Genomic DNA, 18,834 nt, shown 5'->3' on the forward strand with positions numbered 1-18,834 from the left:
GCTGAGCGCATTGCCGGCCAACATCTGGCATCGCTAAATACCGTTTCTTCATGGCATGATGGACAAAACTGAGCGCTTCTACGTCATGAGAAGTTGCCGATAGCCTAGAAGACGCAGGACAAGACATGGGCGCCCCACAGAAAGACAGCAGCTTGGCGGATAAGCCAGCGACGGGAAGCTGGTCGTGCCGGTGGTCGCAAACCGAAGCTTGGCGAGTAGCAGGTGAGAGAGATCAAGGCCCTGCTGCATGACCCCGGTATACAGTTGGCGGACGTGGCCGGCCGCTATGGCGTATCCCGAACCGCCATGTACAAGCATTGCGGTGTCGTACAACCACGTCATCAATAGCAAAGAAGCAATAGAGAGAAGACATTTCCGTGTCCAGACTGACTGATTTGATTGCCAAGGCCAAAGCCAAGGATTCGACTCTGGGGGCTGAGTTGGATCGAGAGTTCAAGATACTCTCTTCGCGCCTTCCATTTGGCTTGAACTTCGAGCGGCATAGCCCGGAGGCGGTGGAACTACCGCTGCGCCCGCTGCGCAAGGGCGACAAGGTGCGTGTGCTGCCGGAGCGTGGCGAAACCCGAAAGGGCGATCAGCGGCTGTGGCAGGTGAAGGCAATCCACAAGGCGAAGAAGGCGGCCGACCTGGAGTTGCTGGGTGCGGCAGAGGTCGAAACGCAGACCAAGGCGCTGGATGATCTGGTGGTGGTGGCCGAGTTCCGCGACACCATCTATCCCGGCTTGGTAAGTACCGGTAAGGTGCAGCGTGGTGGTGACAAGCCCTGCCACACTGTCATCAATGGCGAGAATTACCACGTTCTAAAAGCGTTGACCTACACGCATCGGGGCATGGTGGATGCCATCTACATCGACCCGCCGTACAACACCGGGGCGAAGGATTGGAAGTACAACAACGACTATGTGGAAGGTGATGACCAATATCGCCACAGCAAATGGCTGGCGATGATGGAGCGCCGCTTGCAAGTGGCGAAGGAGTTGTTGAATCCGGCGGATTCGGTGTTGATTGTTACGATTGATGAAAAGGAGTATCTGCGTCTGGGGCTGCTGTTGGAGCAGTTGTTCCCAGAGGCCCAAATCGAAATGGTCACGACAGTGATCAGTGCCAAAGGTGTGGCTCGTTTTGGTCAGTTTTCTCGAGTTGAAGAGTTCATCTTTTTTGCAAGAATCGGTAAGTCCACGGTCCAGCTCGGCGAGAACAATATGCTGGACGAGTCGCGTTCGGCGACAGCACAGATCGGAAAAGACATTGACTGGCTTGGGCTGCGCCGTCGGGAGCCCACGGCAAAGCGCGGAGCGCGACCAAATCAGTTCTACCCGATCTTCGTGGACACAAAGACCGGCTACATCGAGTCAGTCGGTGAACCGATCACCGATGATGTCGACCGACTGAAAGTCAAAGTCCCAGAGGGAACCTTCGCGGTCTGGCCGCTGAGACCAAATGGCGGCGAAGGGCTTTGGGGAATTACGCCTGAAACCGCGAAGTGCTACCTCAAAGACGGCTACATCCGCGCCCGCAACTACAAGCCAGAGCTTGAACAGGTTTCTATCCACTACCTTCCCAGCGGAACGGTGAGCGCAATTCAAGATGGGCGGATCGACGTTGTTGGCCACGATCCTGACGGCGCGGTTCAAGCGGTTTACCGCGAACGCAAAGGCGTGATCCCCAAACGGGTATGGAACATGACGTCGCACAATGCTGAGAACGGCGGGTCACTGATCCTGTCCAAATTGCTTCCTGGTCGCCGGTTCCCATTTCCTAAATCACTGTATGCCGTAGAAGACTCACTTCGCTTCTTCATAGGCGACAAGCCCGAAGCCGTCATCCTCGATTTTTTCAGCGGCTCCGGCACCACTGCCCACGCAGTAATGCGACTGAACCGTCAGGATGGCGGTCATCGTCAATGCATCAGCGTCACCAACAATGAAGTCGCTGCCGATGAACAGAAGAAGTTACGCGAAGCGGGTTTACGCCCCGGTGATGCCGAGTGGGAAGAAAACGGCATCTGCGACTACATCACCAAGCCCCGCGTTGCCAGCGCCATCACAGGCAGGACACCCAACGGCGAGCCCATCAAGGGCGACTACAAATTCCCCGACGAGTTCCCGATGGCGGATGGCTTTGAGGAAAATGCAGAGTTCTTCACGCTGACCTATGAGACGCCGGTATCGGTCAATTACAACCTTGCGTTCAACCGGATTGCGCCGTTGCTGTGGTTGCGAGCCGGGGCGCGGGGCGGCCGCATAGACAAGCTGCCTAGTGATGGCTGGGCGGTGGCAGACGCCTATGGCTTGCTTCACCAGGTGGACGCGGCGACACCCTTTATCAAGGCGCTGTCCAAGGCTGATGGAATCCGCATCGCCTATATCGTCACCGATGACGATCGGCGCTTTCAGGCCATTGCCAAGCGCTTGCCTGATGGCGTTGAGCCGGTGCGCTTGTACGAATCGTATCTGACTAATTTCAGCTTCGCTAACGGGGAGTAAGGGATGAAGTTCACGCTAAAAGACTACCAGCGCGACGCCGTCCGCGACTCCCTGAGCAATTTGGGCAAGGCCCGCCGCCTGTGGCGGGGCGAGGCCGACAGGACGGCGTTTTCACTGACGGCGGTTACCGGCGCGGGTAAGACCGTGATGGCCGCTGCCACGTTCGAGGCGCTGTTTCACGGTGACGATGAATTCAGCTTCGACGCCGACCCTGGCGCGGTGGTGATCTGGTTCAGCGACGATCCTTCGCTGAACGAGCAGACCCGCTTTCGCTTTATCGAGGCCAGTGACCGCATCAGCTACACCGATCTGGTGGTGGTGGAGAACACCTTCAACCAGCCGAAGTTCCAGGCGGGGAAAATCTACTTTCTGAACACCCAGAAGCTCAGCAAGAACAGCTTGCTGGTGCGCGGCTACGACCCTGAAGAGCTGGCCGCCAAGCGGGACGGCACCTTCCCGGACATGCGACCAGACCTGCGGGCTTACACGATCTGGGACACCATTCAGAACACCATTGAAGACCCGGATTTGACGCTCTATCTGGTGCTGGATGAGGCGCACCGTGGCATGGGCGCGCAAACAGCCGCCAGTCAGAACGCCAAGAGCACCATCGTCCAGCGGCTGATCAATGGCGTGGGCAGCGTGCCGGGCATTCCGGCGGTTTGGGGCATTTCGGCCACAGTGGAACGATTCAACAAGGCGATTGAGTCGGCAGGCAAGCACATCAAGCTGCCGAATGTGGAAGTGGATGCCTCCAAGGTGCAGGAATCCGGCCTGATCAAGGACACCATCCTGCTGGATATTCCAGATGAAGCTGGCGACTTTGATACCGTGCTGGTGCGGCGAGCGACTGATAAATTGAAGGAGTCCAGCCTTGCCTGGAGCGCTTACTCTAGGCTGCAACAGGAAGCCCATGCTGTTGTGCCGTTGATGGTCCTGCAGGTACCCAACACGCCTGATCCCGATGAAATCGGAAGGGCGCTGGATACGATCTTCAAACAATATCCGGAGCTGCCCTCTGCCTGCGTGGCGCATGTTTTCGGGGATCACACTACCCAGCGCTTCGGTAACCGCGATGTGCCCTACATCGAGCCGCAGCGGGTTCAGGAATCGACTTGGGTGCGGGTGCTGATTGCCAAGGATGCCATCAGTACCGGCTGGGATTGCCCGCGTGCCGAGGTGATGGTGTCGTTCCGTGCGGCCAACGACAAAACGCACATCACGCAGTTGTTGGGTCGTCTGGTGCGCTCGCCGCTGGCCCGCCGTGTTCCCGGTAACGACCGCCTGAATGCGGTTGACTGCTTGCTGCCGAAATTCAATCGCAAGGCCGTGGAAGAAGTGGTTGATGCGTTGATGACCGGCAGCGAGGCCGCCACACCGGGACGGGTGTTGATCGACTACATCGAGGTGCGGCCGAACCCGGCGGCCCCGCCTGCGGTGTGGGAGGCATTCGAGGCGCTGCCGTCGCAAACCCGGCCGCAACGGGGTGCCAGGCCGGCGGTCAGGTTGACCGCACTGGCACATGAATTGGTATCTGACGATATTCTGTCCGGCGCAGGCCAACGGGCACACGCCGCGATGCATACGGTCTTGGATGCATTTCAGGCCGACAACGAGGCCAAGATCAAGGCTAAGCGGCAGTCGGTCCTGGTTGTGGACGGCGAGACCGTCAAGGCTGACCTGCTGGGTCAGGGCCGAAGTCTAGAGAAATTCTGGGAAGACGCCGATGTGGCAGTCATCGACGATGCCTACCGCCGTGCGGCGCGCATCTTCAGCCCGCCGATTGCCCATTCCTATGTTGACCATCTTGCCAGTCAGGAAGCCGACCGCGACGAAGACCCGGAGGGCTTTCTTGAGGCCATTATGGAGGCTCGCGTAACCATTGCCGGTTTGGGGCTGGTGATGGAGGCACAGGCTTATTTCGATGCCGAGGCCGATAAGCTGACGAAGGATTGGCTGGTCAAGCATGGGGCGCAGATCAAGGCGCTCAGTGACGATCGACGGGAATCCTACAGGCAGATCATCGAAATGAGCACGGAGCCGCAGGACGTGGGCTTGCTCAAGCCAGAGGCTCGTTATGAGGCGACCAAGGCGAACGAGAACGGCAAAGTGAGAGTGCTCCAGGTCTGGGATGGCCACTTGCTGTGCAACGAGGCCGGCAAGTATCCTGCTGAACTGAATGACTGGGAGCGGACGGTCGTCGATACGGAATCGGCAAAGCCGGGATTCTCGTTCTGGTATCGCAACCCGCAGCAGCCAGGGCAGGCTTCGCTGGGTATCGCCTATGAAAATGCTGGGCAGTATGGAATTGTTCGCCCGGACTTTCTGTTCTTTGCTATTCAGGGGGATGGCTCCCTTGTCGTTGATCTGGTTGATCCGCATGGGCTGCATTTGAGTGACGCGCTGGTCAAGCTGCAGGGCTTGGCGCTGTACGCAGCCAACCATGCCGATGCCTATCGCCGGATCGAGTCCATTGCCAAGGTGAAGGGCAGTGACAAACTGCGCGTGCTTGACTTGAAACGGCCGGAAGTGCGGGATGCGATTGCCGTGGGCCAGGATGCAGAGGTTCTGTTCAGCAGCGGGTTGGCGGAAGATTACCAGTGACCGTCTAGGCGCAATGACGAATCAGCACATTCGAAATGGATCGATTAACGAAGTTATCTATGATCCAATTACCTCGCAATTGGCAGTCTACGCGCGGACTCAATGTAAGGATGGACCATGATGGAAAATCTGCGACCGAAGCAACCAGAGACTCGATCTATGGTCTTTGCAGAAGGGGCGCTGTGGGTCCGTGCTGACTTTCATCTGCATACCCGAGCGGACCGAGAATTCAAGTTCAAGGGCGATGACAACTTCTACAACAGCAACTATGTGGATGCGTTGGAGAAAGCGGACATCCGATTGGGCGTCATCACCAACCACAACAAGTTCGACTTCGAAGAATTCAAAGCACTGCGCAAGACGGCGCAGAAGAAGGGTATTGCGCTGCTGCCAGGCGTTGAGTTGTCGGTCAATGACGGGGCTAATGGCATCCACACGCTTGTTGTGTTCTCCGACGAATGGATCGATGAACACAATTACATCAACCCCTTTCTGACCAGCGCATTCGAAGGTAAAACGCCCGCGCAGTACGAGCAGGAGAACGGGCGCACTTCATGGTCGCTTCTGGAGACCATCAAGAAGCTGGAAGGCTATCACCGGGACTTCTTCCTTGTCTTCGCCCATGTCGAAGCCCCGAGTGGCCTGTGGGCGGAGCTGGATGGCGGCCGGCTTACTGAGTTGGGGCAAAACGAGTTCTTCCGACGCAGAACGCTGGCTTTTCAGAAGGTACGCACGCACGACGGCGCAGGCAAAGACAAACCCTGCCGCACCAAGATTCAAAGCTGGCTACAGAGCTGGTACCCCGCCGAACTGGAAGGCAGCGACCCCAAGAGTGTCGATGAAATCGGTCGAGGCAAAGCCAGCTACCTGAAGCTGGGCGAACTGTCCTTCGAGGCGGTCAAGTTTGCCTTGAGCGATCCCGCTGGGCGGGTAGCCATGGAGCCGCCCAAACATCAAGCGTCGCACATCCGCAGCATCCGCTTCGACGGCGGCATCCTCGACGGGCAAGTGCTGCATTTCTCTTCCGAACTCAACACGTTGATCGGCATTCGGGGCAGCGGCAAATCATCCATCCTGGAGGCAGTACGCTACGCCCTCGACATTCCACGCGGTGAGAAGGCGCAGGACACCAAGTACAAGGATGAGTTGATCCGCCATACCCTTGGCAGCGGCGGCAAGGTGACGCTGACAGCATGTGACGTTTACGGACAGGAATTCACCATCTCCCGCATCTTCCGCGAAGCCCCGAATGTCTATTTGGGCGGCAAGTTGCAACCCGGCGTGTCGATCCGGGAGACCGTACTGCGCCGTCCGATCTACTTCGGCCAGAAGGACCTTTCCAGTACCGGCGAAGGCTTCGAGACCGACCTGGTGGAAAAGCTGGTTGGCGAGAAGCTGCGTGTGCTGCGTGACGAAATAGAGGTTCAACGCCAGCGCGTGCGTGACGCTGCTCAGCGCTGGCTCAAGCTCAGCAACACGGCCGAACTCAAGCGCGACTTCGAGACCCAACTAAATGATGCCAACTTCCGTCTGACCAAGTTCGCGGAGCATGGTGTCGCCGATAAGCTCCAAAAGCGACTTGGCTTCCAGCAGGACGCCACAGCGCTCGCGCGCATGATGGAGCGGGCAGACAGCTTCATCCTCGCCCTAGGAAGTCTGATTGCCGAGCATGAGGACGAGCTGCGGAACGCAACGAGCTACGTTTCCAAGCAGAACCCGGATTTCTTCACGGCCTGCTACGCCGAGTTCTCCAACCTCGTTGCCAAGGTCGATCAGCTCAAGCAGATCGAGCAAGACGCGCGGGCCATTGCGGCTCGCCTCAAGACCAAACAGGGCGAATTTGAAGATGCAAGCAAGAACCTTCAGGAGGAGTTCGCACAAGTTGAGCGCCAACTGGCTCAGGAGCTCAAGCAAACCGGCATGACTGCCATCCAGCCGGACGACTTCCTGGCCCAGCAGCAGCGCAAAACCAAGGCGGAGCAAATGCTGGAGGCACTGACCAAGCAGGAATCACAGCAGACCAGCATCCGCGACGCGCTGTTTGCCGAGATCGACAAGCTCAATGAACTATGGCTGCGCGAGTTCAACACCATCAAGGCAGAGCTGGACCGCGTGAACGCTGGCCACACTGCCCTGCAGATCGAAGCGGACTTTAAGGGTGACAAGGAAGCCGCCATCAACTTCATGCAACAACTCTTCAAGGGCAGCAACATCCGCGAAACCACGCTGCGCGCAGTGATGGATGACTATGCCGATTTCGGCGGCCTCCTGCGTGCCCTGCCGGGAGCCTTGGCGAAGGCTGGCAGTACCCCCGAGGTCTTCGAGAGGACCTTGATGCAGAACCTGACCGATTTCGTCACTTGGCAGGTGCCCAACCGCTTCGTCATCCGCTATCGCGGCAAAGAGTTGAAGCACCACTCTCTCGGGCAGCGCGCTTCGGCGCTGTTGCTGTACGTGCTCAGTCAACGCCAGAACGACGTGATCATCATCGATCAACCGGAAGATGATCTGGACAACCAGACCATTTACGACGATGTGATCAAGCTGCTACGGGAAATGAAGCCTCATGCCCAGTTCATTTTCGCGACCCACAACGCTAACTTCCCGGTGCTGGGTGACGCGGAACAGGTGCACGCCTGCCAATATCAGGACGAGAAGGTCGCCACGCGAAGCGGCAGCATCGACGCCCGGCGGGTGCAGGACGCCATCATCAACATCATGGAAGGAGGCCAGGAAGCCTTCAACCGCCGCAAAGAGGTCTATAACCTATGGAACCACAGAGCTGATCGACCTGCTCAGCCGGGGAGAGGACAGTAGGCAGCAGTTCAAAACGGACATCAACAATTCTGACCCCTTGGCAGCAGAAATCTTTGCCTTCAGCAACACCGCTGGTGGTCGCATCTTCATCGGGGTGAACGACGCGGTTCGGTGCGGAGTCTATCCAGCGCCGATGTTGCTCGTCTCAACATGCTCATCGCCAACGTCGCCTCGCAGGTCGTGCGTCCAGCCGTGAACCCGCTCACTGAGAACGTGCCCCACTCGGCAGGCACGGTGCTGGTGCTCTTCGTCGCTGACGGTGTTAACAAGCCCTACATGGACAAGAACGGCACAATTTGGGTGAAGAACACCTCGGACAAGCGCCGGGCCACCTGGCGCGAGGAATTGCAGCGCCTGTTCCAGCAGGCAGGTTTGGTGCACGCCGACGAAACGCCCGTAGCGGGCTTGAGCGCGGGCGATGTGGACATGCCCTATCTCGAAACCTCTTTCGAGCAGCACTTCGGTGAGTCGCTCGCTCAGCATAACAAGCCGCTGCCGCAGGTACTGACCAACATGAACCTGATGAACCAGGAGCAGCTCAACTTGGTGGGCGGTCTGCTGTTTGCCAAATCGCCGTATTACGCGCTGCCTGCCTTCGTCGTCAAGGCCGTCGCCTTTGTTGGCACCCAGATTGAGGACGAACGCTACATCGACAGCCGCGACATCGTCGGCAAGCTGGCCGACGTGTTCCAGCAGACGCTGGGCTTTATAGTCGCTAACACCCGCGCCGCGCAGGGCGAGCAGGGCTTTAACTCTCAAGGGCAGCCTGAGATTCCCCGCATCGTCTGGGAAGAACTGGTTGCCAACGCCCTCATTCACTGCGACTACTTCGTCAGCGCGCCTATCCGCATACTGGTCTTCGCGGATCGTGTCGAGATCGTCAGCCCTGGCCACCTGCCCAAGAACCTGACTATCGAGAACATCAAGGCAGGCAACTCCAGTATGCGCAACCCCATCCTGGCGTCCTTTGCCGCCAAGCTCCTGCCTTATCGCGGATTGGGTAGCGGCTTGCTGCGCCCACTGAGGGCATGGCCGCAGATCGAACTCATCGATGATCGGGCTGGCAATCTGTTCAAGGCTATCGTGGCACGTCGCAACTTTCTCGAGGCGGCCGGAAGTTCTTGACTGATCGGCTGAAAGTGAGGTGGATAGGCTTCTGGTCTTTAGATCGTCCCTATGCTGTCAGCATGGAACTGAACGATGAGAACGAAACGTTCTTCGCCACCGAGGACATGGCCGCCCAGACGGCTGCTGCCGGCTGTGAGTTCAAATCTCGCGGCCGTGCCAGAACGAAGAGCGTCCGCGACATCGGGGTAGAGCTCCTTCGCGTTCCCACCTGATATCTAGAAGGTGATCTATAACCACCAATTTCATCGAGAGCGTCAATGTGCGTCTTGCTGATCTCTATCGGTGACTTGATTGATCTTGAAGGGCTCGAGTCTCACTCCGGCCTAACCTCCCGACAAGCCCACTCAAGCAACCCCCTACAAGCCAGAAACAACCCATCCACCACCCCTTCATCCAAATGCCGCTCCGGGTCAGCAGCCACCCGGCAGCGATCCGCGGCGTGCAGCACCTCCAGCACCGTCAGCGCCCCCACCATCGCGCGCTCACTCCTGGCAAGACTGACTCGCCGTCCAGGCGACACATCGTTCTCCGGCCAAGGCAACCCATCGGCGCCCTCGCAGCGACGGATGCGCTTGAGGATGCCAATGAGGGAGTTGAGGTCGGGCGGTGGGGTGTCGTCGTTGATGGGCTCAACGGACGTATACGACGAGAAGTTCTCGGAATCGTTCATGGCGTCGGTTTCCCTGGCTGTACGTGACAGCGCCACCGCGTGAACGGGGTGGCGGACGATGCGTGGCTGCAAACCGGATGAAGCGACGTCATAGACCGGCGGGCCCGAAGACCCCCACGCACCGCCCGCCATAAGGGCCGACGGATTGCCCGCCGGCACCGACTAAGGCCGGTGCCGACGGGCAAGCGCAAACAACAGACGTCGCATTCTTCGGGTTTGCAGACCCGGCCACCCGTTGTCGGTGGCGCGCCATGGTGTTTACGCCGTCGCTCCGAATGCCAATAGAAATTCCCGAAGAAATCGCAGGAATCGAGAGCGAAGAACTATTGTGGCACGCACCATTCGTGCAGCACGCGACATCGCCAGACGCATTCGCGCAGTCACCCTGCTGATTGCGAATCAAACTGGCGCAATCGCCCACGCCACAAGCGAATAGCGCGACAGCGTTCTTAACACCCCTTTCGGCTCAAAATCGGCTGGCGTCGCTGCCCGATCACCCGCGCACCTGAAAAACCGGTTCAATCACGACACTGCCAGCAGGCATCGCACCCTCAACCGACGCCGCCCTCAACCGCGCCAGCATTCCCCACCAGCAACTCGATCATCGCCCGCGCCGCCGCCGACTGCCGCCGATGCGGCGCATAGATCACCGAGAACGGCCGTGACCGCCCCCGGAGCTGCGGCAGCACCTCCACCAGCTGCCCGCGCTGCAACCGCTCGCGCACGATGAACTCATAGCTCTGGCAGATGCCGATGCCCTGTTCGGCCAGCGACACCACGCCCAGCACATCGTCGGAGGTCTCGATGGACGAACGCGGCAGCCAGTCCACGTCGCGCCCCTCGTCGCGGAAGATCCACGGCGCCAACCGCCCGGTACGCGGCATCACGAAGGGCAGGCACAGGTGCTGTTGCAGGTCGTCCAGCGTCTGCGGCGTGCCACGGCGTTGCAGGTAGCCCGGCGCGGCCACCAGCAGCAGCGGCGCGTCTTCCAGCTTTCGCCCCACCAGCCCGCTGTCCGGCAGCTGGCCCAGGCGGATGGCCAGGTCGAAGCCTTCGGCCACCAGGTCCACATTGCGGTTGGTGATGTTCAGTTCCACCTGCACCTGCGGGTACTGCTGCGCAAAGCGCGCCAGCACGGGCGGCAGCCGGTAGTGGCCATAGGTGGTCGGCACGCTCAGGCGCACGCGGCCTGCCAGCGCGCCGTCTTGGCCCTGTACGTCGCGCTCGGCGTCGTCCAGCAGGCCAAAGGCCGTGCGCACCTGTTCCAGATAGAGCCGCCCGGCGTCGGTCAGGCCCACGCGGCGGGTGGTCCGTTGCAGCAGCTGCCGGCCCAGACGCGCTTCCAGGCGCGTGACCGCGCGGCTCAGTACCGACGGCGTGGTGGACAGCGCCACCGCGCCCGCCGTGAACGAGCCATGCTCGACCACCGTCAGGAACACCTCCACATCGCCCAGGTAGTCGAACTTGCGGCTCATTTGGCTCTCCGGGGAACAGATGTTTTGCGATGGGGCCAATTTATCGCCGCTGGGGCGATGAATAAAGTGGCCGCCATTCCCCGAACAGGAGCTCCCCATGAACCTGATGACCCGGCTGGCCGCAGCGCTGGCCCTGACCCTGGCCGCCAGCGGCGCCCACGCCGCCAACGTGCTGGTGGTGCTGTCCGACGAAAACCACCTGGACCTGAAGGACGGCAAGGTGCTGTCCACCGGCTTCTATCTCAACGAGCTGATGCAGCCGGTCAAGCTGCTGCTGGACGCCGGCCACGCGGTGACCTTCGCCACGCCGCAGGGGCGGGCGCCGACGGTGGATGCGTCCTCGGTGACGGCGGCGTACTTCGGCAACGATGCCGCGCAGCTGACGCTGCACAAGGACCTGCTCGAGAAACTGGCGCTGACCTCGCTGACGGCCTCGCCGGTGGTCAGCCTGGCGCGTGTGGAGCAGCAGGGCTACGCGCGCTTCGATGCGGTCTACATTCCCGGTGGCCACGCGCCGATGCAGGACCTGCTGAAGAGCCCGGCGCTGGGCCGGCTGCTGGCCGACTTCCACCAGCGCAGCAAGACCACCGCGCTGGTCTGCCACGGCCCGATCGCGCTGCTGTCCACCCTGCCGGATGCAGCGGGTTTCGTGGCAAAGCTGGACGCGGGTGCGATGCCGGCTACGCCGAATTGGATCTACAGCGGCTACCAGATGACGGTGATCAGCAACCAGGAAGAAGAACAGGCCAAGCCGCTGCTGGGCGGCGGCGAGATGAAGTTCTACCCGCAGACCGCGTTGCAGCGGGCGGGTGCGAAGTTCAGCAGCAACACCACGCCGTGGACCGGCCATGTGGTGGTGGACCGCGAGCTGATTACCGGCCAGAACCCGGCCTCGGCGCTGGAAGTCGGGCAGCGGTTGCTTGAGCGGTTGAAGTAAACCGGTTGATTGGGCGTGTGATGGCCGGCATGGCACCATGGCGGATTGGCCTCGTCCTTGCTGGCGAGGCCGTTTCCCAGGGAAGCCCTCGACACGACATGCGAACGTCCTTCTTCATTCTTTCCGCCTTGTGCCTGGGCCTGCTGTCCGGGTGCGCCAGTGGCCCGGAGCAGCACACCTCAAGCCGCGAGATCACCGGTGCCTTCGTGGCCGACGATGGCCAGCTGTACTTGCTGCCGCGCTACGACGAACCGATGCGTTTCGATGCCGCGCCGTTCCGTGACTACCGCGCCCTGATGGACAGCCCGCTGCGCGAGGCGGTGGTGTGCGCGCAGATGTACTTCCACGAGGATTGGCGCGACCCGGCCAACAAGGCCAAGGTGCATGGCAGCTACGCGCTGCTGCTGCGGCCGGAGCAGGTGACGCCGCAACACGCAGCGCAGTTCAGGCTGGAACGGATTGACGTCACACCGCGCGAAGCCAAGGTGGTCGATGAGCGCGCGCGCTACTACCTGCCGCTGGAGCGGACCCGTTACTCGCTGGCCTTTGATCGTGCCTGCGACCTTTCAAAGAAGGGTGGCAGCTATTACAGCGCGTTGTTCGAGGGCGATGGCGAACGCGTGCAGCTGCCGCACGCTGCGGCGCTGGCGGAGAAGGCGGCGCTGGCGCAGCCGATCAACGCGCGCGCCGAGCGTATCCTGCCGGAGCGGGAGGACGGGCCGGGCGTGGGGTCAGCGGCGGGCAAGGTGCTGGGCGCCGCTTTGATTCCTGTGGCGGTTCCGGTGTTTGTGTTGAGCCTGCCGTTTCTGGGGCCGGATCACTGGAAGTGATGGGTTGAGGGGGAGCATCTTCGCCCCGCGTGAATCTACCGCTGATGGCCTGTCAGGTGGAGGCGCTCAGGCCTCCACCTCTACAGCGTGCTCAACGCTGGCGACGGACTGCAGTCGGGCCCTGAAGTAGGCGGCAACCTGCGGATCGGTCGCGTAGACGTAGCAGCCCTTCATCCCTCGGGTCATCAAGGTGCGGTAGGTGTTCTTGATGATGGTGTCCGCGAGTTCAGCGGCGTGGGCGGGATGAGCCTTTGACAGCTTCACGAAACCCTTCATGGTTTTGTCGTGCCGGTCCCGCGCGCGCGGCACGGTCTTGAGCACGCCGTCCTGCATGACGAGGTCCGGCCCGATGATCACCCCGATGTAGTCCACTTCCAGACCCTGGCAGGTATGGATGCATCCCACCTGGTCGATCGAGTCCGGCGAGATGATCCAGAGGCTTCCGTCGTCATTGAGGTTCCATTGGCGCTGGTAGCTGCCGATGACAATGTCCATCTCCTTGCTGTTCTTCTTGCTGTTCCAAGGCCAGCAGTAGCCGGCCACAACGCGCGCACGGTTGACGGTGTTCCTCGCTTCGATGGCGGCATGCAGCGCGGACGGATCATCGAATACCTGGAAGTCGTAGCTGTTCTCGTCCAGCGTTGTGTTTGCGGTGGGCCGGATCTGCAGTACATCGTCCAGCCACGCCAGATAGCCGTCTGAACCCGCGCAACGGAACTGCGAAGACAGTACGTATTCCTCCACCGTCGCTCCACGGGCAATCGCGAAGTCCCGGATGGCCTCTTTGGTGCCGACATCCTTCAGCGTGACGCGCTGGTCTTCATCGATGAAGAACACACTGCATAGTGCGGCATTTATCAGTTCCTGGATCTGGTGCGTGCCCAGGTTCCCATAGAACCCGCTCTTCTCGGTAAGGCGGTGTGCCTCGTCCACGACCAACACGTCATACGCGTTCTGTGCCGACTCGGTAAAGGAGCCGGACCCGCCGAAAAGATGCACCAGATGGGCGTTCTCGGGCTTCTGGATGAGCGTGTTGCTGTAGACGGCGCGAGGTGCCGCATTCTTGGAGATGTACTTGACGGTCAACCCATCGCGAAGCGCGGCAAGAAGATTCACCGCGACAATGGACTTGCCCGTGCCTGGACCACCTTCGACGATGACGACGCGGGGCTTTCCGCTGGCGTGCGCTTGGGCACACGCGGCCTTGGCGGCTTCAAATACCTGCTTCTGCTCATCAAGCAGCGCAAAGGCACTGTTTCCCCTCAACAGCCGATGCACATCGTCGGCGAGCGCCTTGGAAGGGCGGATTCGCCCATTCTCCAGCTCGGCAAGCACGAACGCGCCATCGCCTTTGCTGGTGTGCTGACTGATGAAGCCACGCAGCTTTTCGAGGTCCCCGGTGCTCTTCAGGAAGAGCGGGGCACGTTCGATGTAGGGCTGATAGTGGGGCGAATCGATCACACCGTCCGGCACATAGTTGTGCAGGTAGGCGCAGGGGTGGAGCTGGAGTTTTCCTTCATGGACCGCTTCGTTGAAGCCTTCCAGGAATGCAGCATAGGACCACGCCTGATAGCTGGGGTGAACGAGTGATTGCCCTTCGCGAAGCTCCACGATGGCGTCGCGTTTGGTCGGCTTGATGGCGGACCATTGCTTGAGCTCGACGATGATGACGTGGGGTGAACCGTCCTCGGAGCGACCGGTCAGGACGACGTCGATGCGCTTCTTCGACTGGGGAAGAATGAACTCCACCGCCACGCCGATGTCATCGGGAATGGAGTGATGGGTGAGTGCACGCGCGACGTACCGAAGCGACTCGCGCCAGGAACGGATCTCGGACTCGCCTACGTCGCCCTTCGTCGCCGCCTTGAAGCTGGCGCGGATGACCTCCTCGATCTCCTCGTCGTTGCATTGGCGAAGGAAGGACGCCTTGTCTGCCTGGTAGACGATCATGGCTGCGACAGCTTGTTGTACTTGGTGCTGACGCCCCGCGAGAGGTCCACCGGGTACTTGGCGGCATTGGTGGCCAGCTTGCTGCTGACGGCTTCGTTCAGATCGATGCCGAGCACGTCCGACAGCCGGATGAGGTACAGGGCTACATCGGCAACTTCATCGCGTACGGCCTTGGCGGTGGTTTCCGAAGTCGCCGCCTTGAACGAGTCGGCCTCTGTCATCCACTGGAAGATCTCGTTCAGCTCTCCAACTTCGCCGGAAAGGGCCATGACAAGATTCTTGGGGGAGTGAAACTGGGCCCAGTCACGGGCTTCGGCGAACTCCCTGAGCGCTTGGGCAGCGCCCCGAACCTCGACAAGAGGGTGTTCCATGGCATGGCCTTATACGACAGGGTTTGGCCAATTCTACCCATGCCAGTGGGGCGTAAGCGACATTTCGGCCTTGCCCTGCAATCAACAAGGGCGCCAATGGGCGCCCTTGTTGGTGATGCGATCAGGCGATGATTGCCCGTCCCGGCATCAGCCCCGACACCTCGGCCTGCCCCCTGCCACACAGCTGGCCTGCCAGTGCTGCCAGGCCTCGGCATCGATACTGGCCTTCAGTGCAATGGCCTGCAGCTCCGCCCAGTCTTTCGGTGAAGGCGCGGTCAGCAGCCCGCGCATGAAGGCCTGCATCTTCGCCTCACCCACCTGCTTTTCCAGCGAAAGTAGCAGCAACGGACCATAGACGTAGCGATACATCTCGCCCAGGTCCGAGTGGCCATCGACGGCATCAAGCGCCGGCAGCGGCGTATCGAGCGCATCGACGGTGGCCTGCAACCTTGCAACATAGTGGTCCGCCGCAGCGTCACCACTGATCTGACGCAGCGCCTTGATCGACAGGAATTCGGCGCTGGATTCCAGCAGCACCCAGTAGTACGGCCCCTGCGGCCGGTTGAGCGTGCCGAAGTAGTAGTGGCCCATTTCGTGCGCGATGTACTGCACGCGCCGTTCGGCCTGTTCACCGCCGGCCAGCAGCGAATCGGCCACGTTGCCGATGCTGCCGCTCATGGCGATGGTCGGCCAGGTGGCAAAGCCCCATTCGCTGCCGTCGCGGTCGCGCTCGGCCTGGTTGAGCGTGACCATGCGCAGGAAGGTGGGGCGGTCGGCCAGCGGCACGCCCATGTAGCGCGCGTGCGCGTCGGCCACCTGCTGCACGACGCGGGACAGCGCGTCGACCTTGGGCGTGGGCAGGCTCTCGTTGAGGAGGGTGACCTGCGCGGTGTGGGTGATCGGGCCGCTGCCACCGAACAGCAGGATGGGCCGCGCGTTGTCGCTGCGAAAGCGGCCCTGCGTGCCTTCGATGGCGGGGCTGCCATTGAGGTACAGGAAGCGGCAGCCGCGGCAGTCCACCTGCAGGTCGTAGCGGCTTTCGCTGCCGCGCACGCGGGCCTTGGGGTCGAACGCCTGAGGCAGCCATGCAGACTGCTCGGTAAAACGGGCGCTGTCGCCGTTGAAGGCCATCATGCCTTTGAAGTCGCCCATGGCATCGTGCTTCGGGTACAGCGGGAACGCGCCCACGTACTGCACGCAGAGCGTGGCCGTGGGCTCGGCCAGAGTGTAGACGCGCGCCTCGCCATCCACGCCCGGGTCGTACCAGCCATCGAATCCGACCGGCTTGCCCTCGTCATCGGTGACCCGTGCGACGTTCAGACCGGCATTGAGCACGAAGTGGCCCTGTGCGTCGGCGGGGCGATTGGACAGGCATGCATCGCCCTCCACGCGGCCACTGGCGATATCCAGGCGCACACTGCCAGTGGTGAGCGGCGTTGCCAGCTGCTCGGGCGATGCGGCTTGGCTGAGGGCAGGAGCGAGCAGTGCGGCGAGGGCCGCCGGCAGCAGGGCCTTGCTGGGGTTCATCGAGCCATCCTTGGGTGGATGGCGCCGACTATAGAGCCAATATGAATTCCTGCCGAGAGGGGCGCATCCACGCGTGGCGTGCAGTTGCGGAGCTACACTGGCCCCCTGCACGTGATGGAAGCTTGCCCATGTTGAACGGAAAGGTCGCGGTGGTTACCGGTTCCACCAGTGGTATTGGCCTTGGCATCGCCACGGCGCTGGCGCGACAGGGCGCCGACATCGTGCTGAACGGCTTCGGCGATGCGGCGCAGATCGAGAGCCTCCGCGCCAACCTCGAGGCGGAGTTCGGTGTGCGGGTGGCGCATGACGGTGCTGATCTGTCCCGAGGCGAGGCGGTACGAGCCATGATCGCCAACGCCGTTGCGAGGATGGGCCGTATCGACATCCTGGTGAACAACGCGGGCATCCAGCACACCGCATCGATCGAGGAATTTCCCGCAGAGAAGTGGGACGCGATCCTGGCGCTGAATCTCTCGGCGGTGTTCCATGCCACGGCGGCGGCCTTGCCCCACATGAAGCAGCAGGGCGCCGGCCGCATCATCAACATCGCCTCGGCGCATGGGCTGGTGGGCTCGGTGAACAAGTCGGCCTATGTGGCGGCCAAGCACGGCGTGGTGGGGTTCACCAAGGTGACCGCGCTGGAGAATGCCGGCACCGGCATCACCGCCAATGCCATCTGCCCGGGGTGGGTGCGCACGGCGCTGGTGGAGCAACAGATCACCGCGTTGGCCGAGCGCGGGGGCATCGACCAGGAGTCTGCCGCGCGTGCGCTGCTGGCCGAAAAGCAGCCCTCGTTGCAGTTCGTCACCCCCGAGCAGCTGGGAGAAATGGTGGTGTTCCTTTCCTCGGACGCCGCCGCCCAGATCACCGGCACAGCGTTGCCGGCGGATGGGGGCTGGACCGCGCGCTAGCGGGCCGGCGCCGCAAGCCGCGCCCGCAGCGCGTCCCAGTCGGCCACGAAACAGCCCTCGCGCCCGCGATTGCACTCGGTGATCCACGCATCCAGTGATTCGCTGCGCGCCCGGTGGGCGCTGACATCCCCCAGCACGGCAAAACGCAGGCGGTAGTTCACCAGCATCTGCACCCATTGCCCGGCCACGCCCGAACGCAGATCGAAGAAGTCCGGCGAGAGGCGCTGCGCGGGAACCACGATCCACTCGGCATCGTGACCCAGCGCGTCGCCGACGAGGTCGCGCAGGCCGCTGGCATCCAGCACGGGGCCTTGGTCATGGACGCGCAGGAGGGTGGTGTCGCCGATCTTTTCCAGGTGCGGGTGCATGGGGGTGGAGTGGGTGGTGTGCGTTGAGCGGGGTGGGGGAGGGAGCGAGCTAGGGCTGCCCCTTTTGCGGACGGTGTGGGTCGATCAGGCCGGCTGCTCGCTCATGGTGACGTGTTCGCCCTTAACTGGAGACGCATTCTGCCGCATTTGAGAGGTGGTTGTGTTTACACGATTCCAGAATTCTCCTTGTAGCTCATCCACTTGCGGGATTGCAGGTAGATCGCCGCCGTTTCGCGCCTGGAAGTCCTGTCATCGGCTTCGGTAGCTTCGCGCAGCTGGCTGGAAAGGTCGGTGCCTGCTTCGTGTGGAACTGATATGGGTCGATTGATTGTGGTCGTCGGGGATGCAACCAGTGGCGGCGGGCGCGTTATCACGGGCTCTGCGTTTACTGATATCAACGGGCACGCCGTAGCACGTGTGTCCGACCGCGCGACATGCCCCAAGCATCAGGGCATCTTTCCGATCGTGACCGGGGACGATTCCTGGATTGTGGATGGGCAGCCGGTTGCGCGCGACGGCGATCGGCTGGCCTGCGGATGCAGCCTGTTGGCGGGCGCCCAGCAGACGGCCCACATCGCGGCTGCTGGTGCGTTGGCACCTGCCACGTCGGAAGGGGATGCCACGGCTCCCGCGCCACCGCCCGACGAGTTCACGGTGCACTCGACCCCAAAGGAGCCGGTCTGCCGGGAATGCCTTCTGGCGGCGGCAAGGAGCGGTGCCGCTTACCTGCGGAGATGAA

16 protein-coding genes are annotated in these 18,834 nt (G+C 61.5%); 10 read left to right on the forward strand and 6 right to left on the reverse strand.

Annotation, left to right across the window (positions count from 1 at the left end):
• The first annotated feature begins 377 nt into the window (after positions 1 to 377).
• The 6 genes from ACZK08_RS08190 (at position 378) to ACZK08_RS08215 (ending at position 9,268) form a co-directional block, all read left to right on the forward strand.
• Entirely contained in the window at positions 378 to 2,507 is a 2,130-nt protein-coding gene (locus ACZK08_RS08190; RefSeq protein WP_065181346.1) for a site-specific DNA-methyltransferase, read from the forward strand.
• Positions 2,508 to 2,510: 3 nt separating this feature from the next.
• The gene (locus ACZK08_RS08195; protein WP_065181347.1) at positions 2,511 to 5,111 is read left to right on the forward strand and encodes a DEAD/DEAH box helicase; all 2,601 of its coding nucleotides are present in this window, start codon (positions 2,511 to 2,513) and stop codon (positions 5,109 to 5,111) included.
• 159 nt (positions 5,112 to 5,270) lie between these two features.
• On the forward strand, positions 5,271 to 7,928 hold the full coding sequence (locus tag ACZK08_RS08200; RefSeq protein ID WP_478452716.1) for a TrlF family AAA-like ATPase: 2,658 nt from the start codon (positions 5,271 to 5,273) through the stop codon (positions 7,926 to 7,928).
• 37 nt (positions 7,929 to 7,965) lie between these two features.
• Positions 7,966 to 8,124, forward strand: a complete 159-nt coding sequence (locus ACZK08_RS08205) for an RNA-binding domain-containing protein (protein WP_231107718.1) — start codon at positions 7,966 to 7,968, stop codon at positions 8,122 to 8,124.
• Positions 8,079 to 9,053: an ATP-binding protein gene (locus tag ACZK08_RS08210; RefSeq protein ID WP_231107719.1), complete on the forward strand. Its 975-nt coding sequence runs from the start codon at positions 8,079 to 8,081 to the stop codon at positions 9,051 to 9,053. Before ACZK08_RS08205 ends, ACZK08_RS08210 begins: the two co-directional genes overlap by 46 nt.
• 62 nt (positions 9,054 to 9,115) lie before the next feature.
• A complete protein-coding gene (locus ACZK08_RS08215; protein WP_155761001.1) occupies positions 9,116 to 9,268 on the forward strand; it encodes a hypothetical protein in 153 nt (50 codons plus the stop codon).
• A 101-nt stretch (positions 9,269 to 9,369) separates the two neighbouring features.
• Here ACZK08_RS08215 and ACZK08_RS08220 read toward each other — a convergent pair whose 3' ends face one another.
• Both ACZK08_RS08220 and ACZK08_RS08225 read right to left on the reverse strand, forming a co-directional pair.
• The gene (locus ACZK08_RS08220) at positions 9,370 to 9,726 is read right to left on the reverse strand and encodes a hypothetical protein (RefSeq protein WP_065181349.1); all 357 of its coding nucleotides are present in this window, start codon (positions 9,724 to 9,726) and stop codon (positions 9,370 to 9,372) included.
• Between the two features lie 551 nt (positions 9,727 to 10,277).
• Positions 10,278 to 11,201, reverse strand: a complete 924-nt coding sequence (locus tag ACZK08_RS08225) for a LysR family transcriptional regulator (protein ID WP_065181350.1) — start codon at positions 11,199 to 11,201, stop codon at positions 10,278 to 10,280.
• 97 nt (positions 11,202 to 11,298) lie between these two features.
• Here ACZK08_RS08225 and ACZK08_RS08230 point away from each other — a divergent pair, with 97 nt between their 5' ends.
• Both ACZK08_RS08230 and ACZK08_RS08235 read left to right on the forward strand, forming a co-directional pair.
• Positions 11,299 to 12,138: a type 1 glutamine amidotransferase domain-containing protein gene (locus ACZK08_RS08230; RefSeq protein WP_065181351.1), complete on the forward strand. Its 840-nt coding sequence runs from the start codon at positions 11,299 to 11,301 to the stop codon at positions 12,136 to 12,138.
• 98 nt (positions 12,139 to 12,236) lie between these two features.
• A complete protein-coding gene (locus ACZK08_RS08235) occupies positions 12,237 to 12,968 on the forward strand; it encodes a hypothetical protein (RefSeq protein WP_065181352.1) in 732 nt (243 codons plus the stop codon).
• Between the two features lie 66 nt (positions 12,969 to 13,034).
• Here ACZK08_RS08235 and ACZK08_RS08240 read toward each other — a convergent pair whose 3' ends face one another.
• The 3 genes from ACZK08_RS08240 to ACZK08_RS08250 all read right to left on the reverse strand — a co-directional run bounded on the left by ACZK08_RS08240 (position 13,035) and on the right by ACZK08_RS08250 (position 16,816).
• Entirely contained in the window at positions 13,035 to 14,918 is a 1,884-nt protein-coding gene (locus ACZK08_RS08240) for a DUF2075 domain-containing protein (RefSeq protein WP_065181353.1), read from the reverse strand.
• Entirely contained in the window at positions 14,915 to 15,187 is a 273-nt protein-coding gene (locus tag ACZK08_RS08245; RefSeq protein WP_227255387.1) for a nucleotide pyrophosphohydrolase, read from the reverse strand. The genes ACZK08_RS08240 and ACZK08_RS08245 overlap by 4 nt, the downstream gene beginning before the upstream one ends.
• Positions 15,188 to 15,436: 249 nt before the next feature.
• Positions 15,437 to 16,816: a M1 aminopeptidase family protein gene (locus ACZK08_RS08250; RefSeq protein WP_065181355.1), complete on the reverse strand. Its 1,380-nt coding sequence runs from the start codon at positions 16,814 to 16,816 to the stop codon at positions 15,437 to 15,439.
• A gap of 128 nt (positions 16,817 to 16,944) precedes the next feature.
• Here ACZK08_RS08250 and ACZK08_RS08255 point away from each other — a divergent pair, with 128 nt between their 5' ends.
• A complete protein-coding gene (locus tag ACZK08_RS08255) occupies positions 16,945 to 17,727 on the forward strand; it encodes a 3-hydroxybutyrate dehydrogenase (RefSeq protein ID WP_065181356.1) in 783 nt (260 codons plus the stop codon).
• On the opposite strand, the gene ACZK08_RS08260 is transcribed toward ACZK08_RS08255, so the two are convergent.
• A complete protein-coding gene (locus ACZK08_RS08260) occupies positions 17,724 to 18,095 on the reverse strand; it encodes a DUF4180 domain-containing protein (RefSeq protein ID WP_053517581.1) in 372 nt (123 codons plus the stop codon). The two genes, ACZK08_RS08255 and ACZK08_RS08260, sit on opposite strands and share 4 nt — an antisense overlap.
• A 315-nt stretch (positions 18,096 to 18,410) precedes the next feature.
• On the opposite strand from ACZK08_RS08260, the gene ACZK08_RS08265 reads away from it, so the two are divergent.
• Entirely contained in the window at positions 18,411 to 18,833 is a 423-nt protein-coding gene (locus ACZK08_RS08265; RefSeq protein ID WP_065181357.1) for a PAAR domain-containing protein, read from the forward strand.
• The last annotated feature ends 1 nt before the right edge of the window (position 18,834 follow it).

It is taken from the genome of Stenotrophomonas sp. 112478_Sma, assembly GCF_056479905.1.